This window comes from Microbacterium sp. P2_F9 (genome assembly GCF_056403635.1).
In genome coordinates this window covers 1-8,575 of record NZ_JBFUFC010000168.1, presented here as the reverse complement: position 1 = coordinate 8,575, position 8,575 = coordinate 1, and the positions used below count along the sequence as shown (strand labels likewise).

Sequence of the window (8,575 nt, the reverse complement as noted above, 5' to 3'; positions counted from 1 at the left end):
TCACCGGGCCTCTTGCCCAATGGAGGCTCAGGCCGCTCCCGTCGAACCGCGAGCTCGTGGGCGCGACGGCTATGTGAGGCCGCTGATTTTCCTCGTCGAGCTGCGGAATCCAAAGCTTCTCGAGCTTTGCTGCGCTCACGCACGTCACGCGGCCGCTCACCGATGCCGCGCGGCGGCGGATCGGATCGCAATCGGTCGTCGCCAGCCACGACCGCCGGATGCGGACGAGGTCGCCGGAGCCGACCGCGAGCGCGAGATCGTGAGGGGAGTAATCCGCAGCTCGGATCTCGATGGAGTGGGCGACGCCGCCGTGCTCGCTGATCCAGGCGCGAAGGTTCTTCGTGCGCGCCGCGCGATCCACTTTCGTCATGCGGCGACCCTCGTCCCCGCGACTGGGGCAGTCCGAGGCTGCCGCGTGATGTGTGGACGGCTTGCCGGAGGCGACGGCTGTGCAGGAGCTCCGGCATCCGCTATCCGTCAGTGCTGACGACAGGAGGATCGACCGATTCAGGATGGATGCCGCGCGATCGTCCTGAACAGGTCGATCGTCCTGAATCTGTCAAGCGGCGGGGAGGGGACCCCGACCTGCAGTCGCCGACGAGACCAGGAGGATCGACGAATTCAGGAGGATGCCGCGCCTATCGTCCTGTTCTGGTCGATGATCCTGAACCCGTCGAAGGACCCGAACCCGCGGCCGGCTCAGTGGCCGAGGGCCGCGAGGTGCTCGCGCAGGGTCGGACCGGCGCGGAACTCGCGGATGAGGTGCTGCACGACCTCGCGCAGGTCGCCGTCCGCGGCATCGGCCACCATCCGCTGGCGGGCGTAGCTCGCGCCCTGCGACATGATCGTCTCGAGCCCGGCGAACTCGCGAGCGCACTTGAGCTCTTCGGCGATATGGCCGAGCTGGTCCATGGTCTCGCGCAGGTGGTCGGTGACCAGGCGCTGGGTGCCGTCGCGGTCGACGATGACGCGCGCCTCGAGGCCGTACCGCGCCGCACGCCACTTGTTCTCGCGGACGAACCAGGGCTGCAGGGCCCAGAGCTCCCGGCCCTCGTCGAGCTCGCGGGAGAGGTGCTCGACGAGCACCTGGACGAGGGATGCCACGGCCRCGAGCTCCGGGAGGGTCGACATGCCGTCGCACGCCCGGACCTCGATCGTCCCCCAGCGGGGTGCGGGACGGATGTCCCAGCGCACCTCGCTCGCATCCTCCATGACCCCCGTGCCGACCATGTCGCCCATGTAGGACTCGAACTCGGCCCAGTTCTCCAGCGGCCAGGGGAGCCCCGCTGTGGGCAGCTGCTGGAACACCAGCGAGCGGTTCGAGGCGTAGCCGGTGCGCTCGCCCGCCCAGAACGGGCTCGACGCCGACAGTGCCTGCAGGTGCGGCAGATACGCGGCGAGGGCGTTGATGATCGGGAACACCTTGTTGACGTCCTCGACGCCGACGTGCACATGGATGCCCCAGATCATCATGTTGCGGCCCCACCACTGGGTGCGCTCGATGAGCTTGTGGTACCGCGTCTTGTCGGTGACCTGCTGGTCGAACCACTGGGCGAAAGGATGGCTGCCGGCGCACAGCAGCTCGACGTTCAGCGGGTTCGTGACCGTGCGCACGGCCGCGATGGCGTCCGCGATGTCGTCCACGGCGGCCGCGATCGTGTCACCGACCCCGCTGGTGACCTCGACGGTGTTCGTGAGCAGCTCGCCGGTCACGGTGTAGCGCTCGAGCGCCGTCTGCTCGTGGAGCGCATCGATGACCTCGGGTGCGCGGGGCGCGAGATCACCTGTCTCGCCGTCGGCCAGCATCAGCTCCCACTCCAGACCCACCGTCGAGCGGGCGGATGTCGCGAAGGGCACCGTCATTCGCTCAGTCTGGCAGAGGATGCCGGAGCCAGACGGCGCGACGGCCGGTTCGCGGCATCCCGCTCGATATGAGAGAATTATGGGTCGGACCGGTCACTCGACCCTCTATCCAGTGACATGGTCCTCCTTCAGAGCTTCCGCCGGGTGTGCACCCCACGCTCCAGGCGACCAGTTCGTCCACTTCCACACATTCAGGAGAATCGTGGCTGTCAAGATCCGTCTCAAGCGCCTGGGCAAGATCCGTGCGCCGTACTACCGCATTGTCGTCGCCGACTCGAAGACCAAGCGCGATGGTCGTGTCATCGAAGAGATCGGCAAGTACCACCCCACCGAGGAGCCCTCGTTCATTGAGGTCGACTCCGAGCGTGCGCAGTACTGGCTCGGCGTCGGCGCACAGCCGACCGAGCAGGTCGCTGCAATCCTCAAGCTGACCGGCGACTGGGGCAAGTTCAAGGGCGACGCGAACGCCGTTTCGACGGTCCGCACCAAGGCGCCCAAGGAGCCCTTCCAGATCGACGCCGCCAAGAAGCCCGTTCTCAAGCCCAAGGCTGAGAAGAAGGCCGAGCCCGTCGTCGAGGCAGAGGTCGAGGCGCCCGTCGCCGACGCCGACTCGACTGAGGCGTAGTCCGTTGCTGGCCGCTGCGCTCGAGCACGTCGTCAAGGGGATCGTCGATCACCCCGATGACGTGCGCATCGATTCGTCCACCTCGCCTCGCGGCGATGTGCTCGAGGTGCACGTTCACCCCGATGACCGGGGTCGCGTGATCGGGCGCGGCGGACGCACGGCCAAGGCCCTGCGCACACTCATCTCAGCGCTCGCCGATGGGCGGCGCGTACGCGTCGACGTCGCGGACGACTGACGTGTCCGAAGCAGAAGAGTCCGCAGCGGCTGAGCCGGGAGCGGACGCCATCGCGGCGCGCCCGCGCAAGGCCGCCAAGGCCCAGCTGCGCGTCGGCCGGCTCGTCAAGGCCCACGGCCTCAAGGGCGCGCTGAAGGTCGAGCTCTACACCGACGATCCCAACGGGCGCTTCACGCCTGGCGCGACGTTCACCCTGCAGGTGCCCGAGTCATCTCCGTGGCACGGCAAGCTGCTCACCGTCCGCGAGTTCCGGTTCATGAACTCGCACGCCGTCGCCTTCTTCGAGGGCGTCGACGATCGCTCCGCTGCGGAGGAGCTCCTGCGCGCGATCCTCTGGATCGACGAGGATGCCGCCACCGCCCCGGCGGAGGACGACGCGTGGTACGATCACCAGCTCGTCGGCCTCGATGTCGTCCGTGACGACGAGGTCGTCGGCCGCGTCATCCGCGTCGACCACTTCCCGGCCCAGGACCTGCTGATCGTCCGCACGCTCGCTTCGGCGGGCGGCGGCGATCGTGAAGTGCTCGTGCCGTTCGTCAAGGCGATCGTGCCCGAGGTCGACGTTCCCGCCGGCCGGGTCGTCGTGACGCCCCCTCCGGGCCTGTTCGAGGACCTTCCGGGCGACGACGAGCCCGAATCCGACGAGGCGACAGAGGCCTCCGCGGCGACCGAAGAGTCCGCAGAGTAGCTCGCCGGCCGTTCAGCCGGTCGGCGCGATGCGCACGACCGCGGTCTTGAACTCCGGCATCGACGAGATCGGATCGAGCGCGTCGCTCGTGAGCAGGTTGGCGCTCGCGGCGTCGCCGCAGTGGAACGGCAGGAACACGGTGTCGGGACGGATGTCGAGGCTCACCCCGACTCGCGCGACGACGCTTCCTCGTCCATTCCACAGCCTCACCCCGCCGCCTTCGTCGAGCCCCCGCTCCTTGGCCGTGGCGGGGTGCACCTGGGCGACGAGCTCAGGGCGCGCGGCAGCGAGCTCCGGTACTCGGCGCGTCTGCGTGCCGCTCTGGTAGTGCTCGAGCAGGCGTCCGGTGATGAGGGTGAGCTCGTCGGCGTGCGGCACCTCGCCGCCGCTCCGCGCCTGCACGGCCACGAGCCGCGCGCGTCCGTCGTCGTGGCCGAAGCGACCCGCGAAGAGCCGGGGAGTGCCGCTGCTGCCGACGGGATACGGCCAGTGCGCCTCGACGCCTTCGTCGAGCAGCGCGTGGCTCAGTCCTGAATAGTCCGCGATTCCTCCCTCGGATGCGCGCGCGAGTTCGTCGAACACCTCCGCAGGATCAAGGTCCCAGACCCCGGGCGCGTCGAGCCGACGGGCCAGCTCCGCCATGATCCACAGCTCGCTGCGCGCTCCGGCCGGCGGCTCGAGCGCCTTCCGTCGCCGCAGCACGCGACCCTCGAGGTTCGTCATCGTGCCCTCCTCCTCGGCCCACTGCAGGACCGGAAGGACGAGGTCAGCCACCTTCGCGGTCTCGGAGAGGAAGAAGTCGCACACCACCAGCAGGTCCAGCCGCGCCAGCGCGTCCCGCACGGTCTGCACGTTCGGCGCTGACACGACGACGTTCGAGCCGTGCACGAGCAGCGCCCGCACCCCGCCAGGGGTGCCGGCCGACTGGAGCAGCTGCACGGCCGGGATGCCGGCACCCGGGATGATCTCGGGGTCGACGCCCCACACCCCGGCGACGTGCGCCCGAGCCGCGGCATCCGTGATCTTGCGGTATCCAGGCAGCTGGTCGCTCTTCTGCCCGTGCTCACGCCCGCCCTGTCCGTTGCCCTGACCCGTGAGCGTGCCGTAGCCGTTGCCTTCGGTGCCCGGCAGACCGAGCAGGAGCGCGAGGTTGATGGCGGCGGTCGCGGTGTCGGTGCCGTCTGCGTGCTGCTCCACCCCTCGCCCGGTCAGGATGTACACCGAGCGGCCGGCGGCGAGTCGCCGGGCGAGCTGCCGGATCGTTGCGGCGGGCACCCCGGTCACGGACTGGGTGCGCTCCGGCCACCACGGCGACACCGAGCGGCGTATCGCCGCGAGCCCGGTCGTCCGCTCGGCGAGGTACGTGACGTCGTGCAGGCGCTCGGCGAGCACGACATGCGCGATGCCGAGCAGCAGGGCGAGGTCGGTGCCGGGGACGGGCTGCACGTGGATGCCTGCGCCCTCGTCGGTGAGCCGCGCGGTCGTGCTGCGGCGCGGATCGACGACGATGAGTCCGCCGCCGGCGCGGGCGCTCTGCAAGTGCGACAGGAACGGCGGCATCGTGTCGCCGACATTGGACCCGAGCAGCAGCACCGTGTCGGCGGTGTCGAGATCGGTGAGCGGGAACGGCAGTCCGCGGTCGATGCCGAACGCCCGATTCGCGGCGGCCGCGGCCGACGACATGCAGAAGCGCCCGTTGTAGTCGATGCGGGAGGTGCGCAGCGCGATGCGCGCGAACTTGCCGAGCTGATACGCCTTCTCGTTGGTGAGCCCGCCGCCGCCGAAGACGCCGATCGCGTCCGCGCCGCTCTCCGTGCGCAGGCGCAGCAGCTCGGTCGCCAGGTCGTCGAGCGCGTCATCCCACCCGATCGGGTGCAGTTCGCCGTCCGCGCCGCGGCGCAGCGGCGTGGTCAGCCGGTCCGGCGAGGCGAGCAGGTCGGCGGAGGTCCAGCCCTTCTTGCACAGCCCGCCCCGGTTGGTGGGGAAGTCGCGTCCAGACACCTCAACGGGGACGGATGCCGCGACCCGCGGCGTCAGCGTCATGGCGCATTGCAGTGCGCAGTAGGGGCAGTGCGTCGCGGTGCCTGATCCGGTGCTCACGCCGCTGCCGCCTCGAGGGTCGAGGCGATCATGTCCGAGATGCGGGCGCGGCAGCCCCCGCACCCGGTGCCGGCGCGCGTGCAGCGGCCGACCTCGGCGACGGTGTCGCAGCCGTCCGTGATCGCATCCTCGATCGTCCCGGCGGTCACGGCGTTGCACATGCACACTGTCGCGTCCCGGCCGACGGCTCGTGGTGTCGTCTCTTCGGCGGCGTCCAGCCGGAGCAGCAGCGAACGGTCGGCCGGCAGTTCGGCGCGCCGCGCGTACAGCACGCTCAGTTCGGCGGCCGTGCGCGGCATCCCGACGCTCACGAAGCCGGTGAGCACCCCGGCGCGCGTGACCATCTTCGTGTAGGTGCCGTGCTCAGGGTCGGCCCAGACCGCCACTCCTGGGCCGGTCTCGCCGCGCGGGACGGGTGCGAACGGATCGGCCGAGACATCACCCGCCGAGATGAGGTCGAGTCCGTCCGCCTTCAGGAGCACGACGCCGGGGAGCTCCTCTTCGTAGGGGTCGATGACCTCGCCGTGCAGCTCCGCCACGAGCGACCGCGCGAGCCACTCGGCCTGGCGCCAGCCGGGGCCGATCAGCCCGCTCGGACCGCCGGGAACGGAGGCCTCGTGCAGGTAGCGGTCGGGGTCCGCGATATGCGCGCAGTCGCCGATGGCGTGGATCGCCGGGTCGGTCCAGGCCTGGAGGCGCTCGTCCACCAGGACGCCCGCCCCGACGCGCAGGCCGACGCCTGACGCGAGCTCGGTCCGCGCCGCGACACCGCACGACAGCACGAGGAGGTCGCCCTCGGTGACGCGGCCGTCCGAGCTGACGAGCGCGTGGAACCGGCGCTCGCCGTGCTGGTCGACCCGGGCGACGATGGCCTCGGCGCGGGTGTGCGGGATGACGTGCACCCCGGCGCCCKCCAGCGCGGCGCCGAGCACGGCCGCCGCGCCACGGTCGAGCTGACGGGGCATGKGCATCGGGCCGAAGTGGGCGACGCTCGGGGTCGCGCCGAACTTGGCCAGCAGCATCCCGRGTTCGATGCCGAGCACGCCCGCCCCGAGCACGATCACCCGGCCGCCGGCCGCCACGACGTCGCGCACCTGCTGCGCGTCGTCCACGGATCGCAGCACGCACACACCCGCGGTGAGCCCGGAGTCCAGGCCCACGGCGGTGTGCTCGAGCCCGTCCAGCACGGGGACACGCGAGCGTGCCCCCGTCGCGAGTACGAGGCGGTCGTAGGGGAGAGCCGACCCATCGTCGAGCTGAAGGGATCTCGCGGCGGAATCGATCGCGACCGCGCTGACGCCGGTGCGGATGTCGACCCCGCCCACGCGGAGCGCCTCCGCGTCGACGAGGTCCAGTTCGTCCCGCGCCACGTCGCCGACCGCGTACTCGGCCACCATGACCCGGTTGTACGGGTCGCACCGCTCCGCGCCGACCACCGTCAGGGCGATGACGCCACTGGCGACCGAGGGCTGCAGCTCTTCGGCGAACCGGGCGCCGACCGGGCCGAAGCCGACCAGGACGACGCGAAGCGGAGGGCGACGCACGGCGATCAGATCCGCTGTCCTGCCAGCGACGTGCGCGGCACGACGTAGACGAGGACGGTCATGATCATGAGAACGATGTAGGCGCCGACGAAGCCGTAGAACGCCGCTGTGTAGCCGCCGGTGGCCTGCTGMGAGACGTTGAGCACCTGCGGCACCAGGAAGCCGCCGTAGGCCCCGATCGCCGCGATCAGGCCGAGCGCCGCCGCCGACTTGCGCTGCACCTTGATGCCGGCCGGAGTGCCGGGGAGGGCATCGGTGGCGATGCCGCGGGCGGCGAAGATGTTCGGGATCATGCGGTAGGTCGAGCCGTTGCCGACGCCGGTGGCCGCGAACAGGAGGAGGAAGCATCCGAGGAACACCCAGAAGCTGTGCAGYGCCATCGTCTGGATGAGCGCGAGTGCGCCGAGCGCCATCACCGCGAAGGCGCCGACGGTCACGCGGGAGCCGCCGAAGCGGTCGGCCAGCCGGCCGCCGTATGGGCGGGCGAGCGAGCCGATGAGGGCGCCGAGGAACGCGAGCGACACGGCTGCGCTGCCGACCTGGATCGAGGAGTACTCCGGGAACTGATCGGCGATGAGCTTCGGGAAGACGCTCGCGAACCCGATGAAGGAGCCGAAGGTGCCGATGTAGAGCAGCGACATGAGCCACAGATGCGGTTCGCGGAGCGCGGCGGCGGAGCCGGCGAAGTCGGCCTTGGCGGACGAGAGGTTGTCCATGTAGCGCCACGCGCCCCACATGGCGACGAGGATCAGCGGGATCCACATCCACCCCGCGAGGGCGATGTTGAGCGTGGCGGCGGCGCCGATCGTCACGACGATCGGGACGGCGAACTGCGCGACCGCGGTGCCGAGGTTGCCGCCGGCGGCGTTGAGCCCGAGCGCCCAGCCCTTCTCCTTCTGCGGGAAGAAGTAGGTGATGTTGGCCATCGAGCTGGCGAAGTTGCCGCCGCCGACGCCGCCGAGGGCGGCAACGAGCAGCAGCACGGGGAAGGGGGTCTCCGGGTTCGACACCACGATGCCGAGCAGCGTGGCCGGGATCAGCAGCAGCCCGGCCGAGACGATCGTCCAGTTGCGTCCGCCGAAGATCGCGACCATGAAGGTGTACGGGAACCGCAGCGTGGCGCCGACGAGGCTCGGCACCGAGATGAGCCAGAACAGCTCCGAGCTGGTCAGGGTGAAGCCTGCGGCGGGGAGCATGACGACGACGATGCTCCACAGCTGCCAGATGATGAAGCCGAGGAACTCGGCGAAGATCGACCACTGGAGGTTGCGGCGGGCGATCGGGMGTCCCTCGGATTCCCAGAACCGGGAGTCCTCGGGGTTCCAGCCGTCCACCCACCGGCCGGGGCGCCGGGTGAGGGTGACGCCGGATGTGACGGAGACGGATGCCGCGGCATCCGTTGTCGAAGGTGTGACGGTGCTGGTCATGTGGCGCCTCCAGGTGAGTGATCCTGATGCGACGCTATGGGGGGCGTGTTTCGGTGCCCGGCCCCGGGGCGTAAACCCTGAGTCACCATGCAG

At 70.4% G+C, this 8,575-nt stretch carries 7 protein-coding genes and 1 pseudogene; 3 read left to right on the top strand and 5 right to left on the bottom strand.

The features are described 5' to 3' along the window. Positions 1-370, bottom strand: a pseudogene (locus AC1DVT_RS15320) (hypothetical protein); the annotation flags it as partial. 329 nt (positions 371-699) lie between these two features. Beyond that, entirely contained in the window at positions 700-1,863 is a 1,164-nt protein-coding gene (locus AC1DVT_RS15315; RefSeq protein ID WP_477389875.1) for a glutamate--cysteine ligase, read from the bottom strand. A gap of 202 nt (positions 1,864-2,065) precedes the next feature. Here AC1DVT_RS15315 and rpsP point away from each other — a divergent pair, with 202 nt between their 5' ends. Genes rpsP through rimM form a run of 3 tightly spaced genes read left to right on the top strand, consistent with a single transcriptional unit; the run spans position 2,066 to position 3,411 of the window. After that, on the top strand, positions 2,066-2,488 hold the full coding sequence (gene rpsP, locus AC1DVT_RS15310; RefSeq protein WP_477389874.1) for a 30S ribosomal protein S16: 423 nt from the start codon (positions 2,066-2,068) through the stop codon (positions 2,486-2,488). Positions 2,489-2,492: 4 nt separating this feature from the next. Then, complete coding sequence (locus tag AC1DVT_RS15305) at positions 2,493-2,723, top strand: RNA-binding protein (protein ID WP_045276246.1); 231 nt, start codon at positions 2,493-2,495, stop codon at positions 2,721-2,723. A 49-nt stretch (positions 2,724-2,772) separates the two neighbouring features. Next, entirely contained in the window at positions 2,773-3,411 is a 639-nt protein-coding gene (rimM, locus tag AC1DVT_RS15300) for a ribosome maturation factor RimM (RefSeq protein ID WP_477389877.1), read from the top strand. 12 nt (positions 3,412-3,423) lie between these two features. Here rimM and AC1DVT_RS15295 read toward each other — a convergent pair whose 3' ends face one another. The 3 genes from AC1DVT_RS15295 to AC1DVT_RS15285 are packed head-to-tail and all read right to left on the bottom strand — an operon-like array spanning position 3,424 to position 8,482. Next, a complete protein-coding gene (locus AC1DVT_RS15295) occupies positions 3,424-5,454 on the bottom strand; it encodes a molybdopterin oxidoreductase family protein (RefSeq protein ID WP_477389876.1) in 2,031 nt (676 codons plus the stop codon). Between the two features lie 53 nt (positions 5,455-5,507). Beyond that, positions 5,508-7,055: an FAD-dependent oxidoreductase gene (locus AC1DVT_RS15290; RefSeq protein ID WP_477389873.1), complete on the bottom strand. Its 1,548-nt coding sequence runs from the start codon at positions 7,053-7,055 to the stop codon at positions 5,508-5,510. 5 nt (positions 7,056-7,060) lie between these two features. Then, positions 7,061-8,482, bottom strand: a complete 1,422-nt coding sequence (locus AC1DVT_RS15285) for an MFS transporter (protein WP_477389872.1) — start codon at positions 8,480-8,482, stop codon at positions 7,061-7,063. Positions 8,483-8,575: the final 93 nt, after the last annotated feature.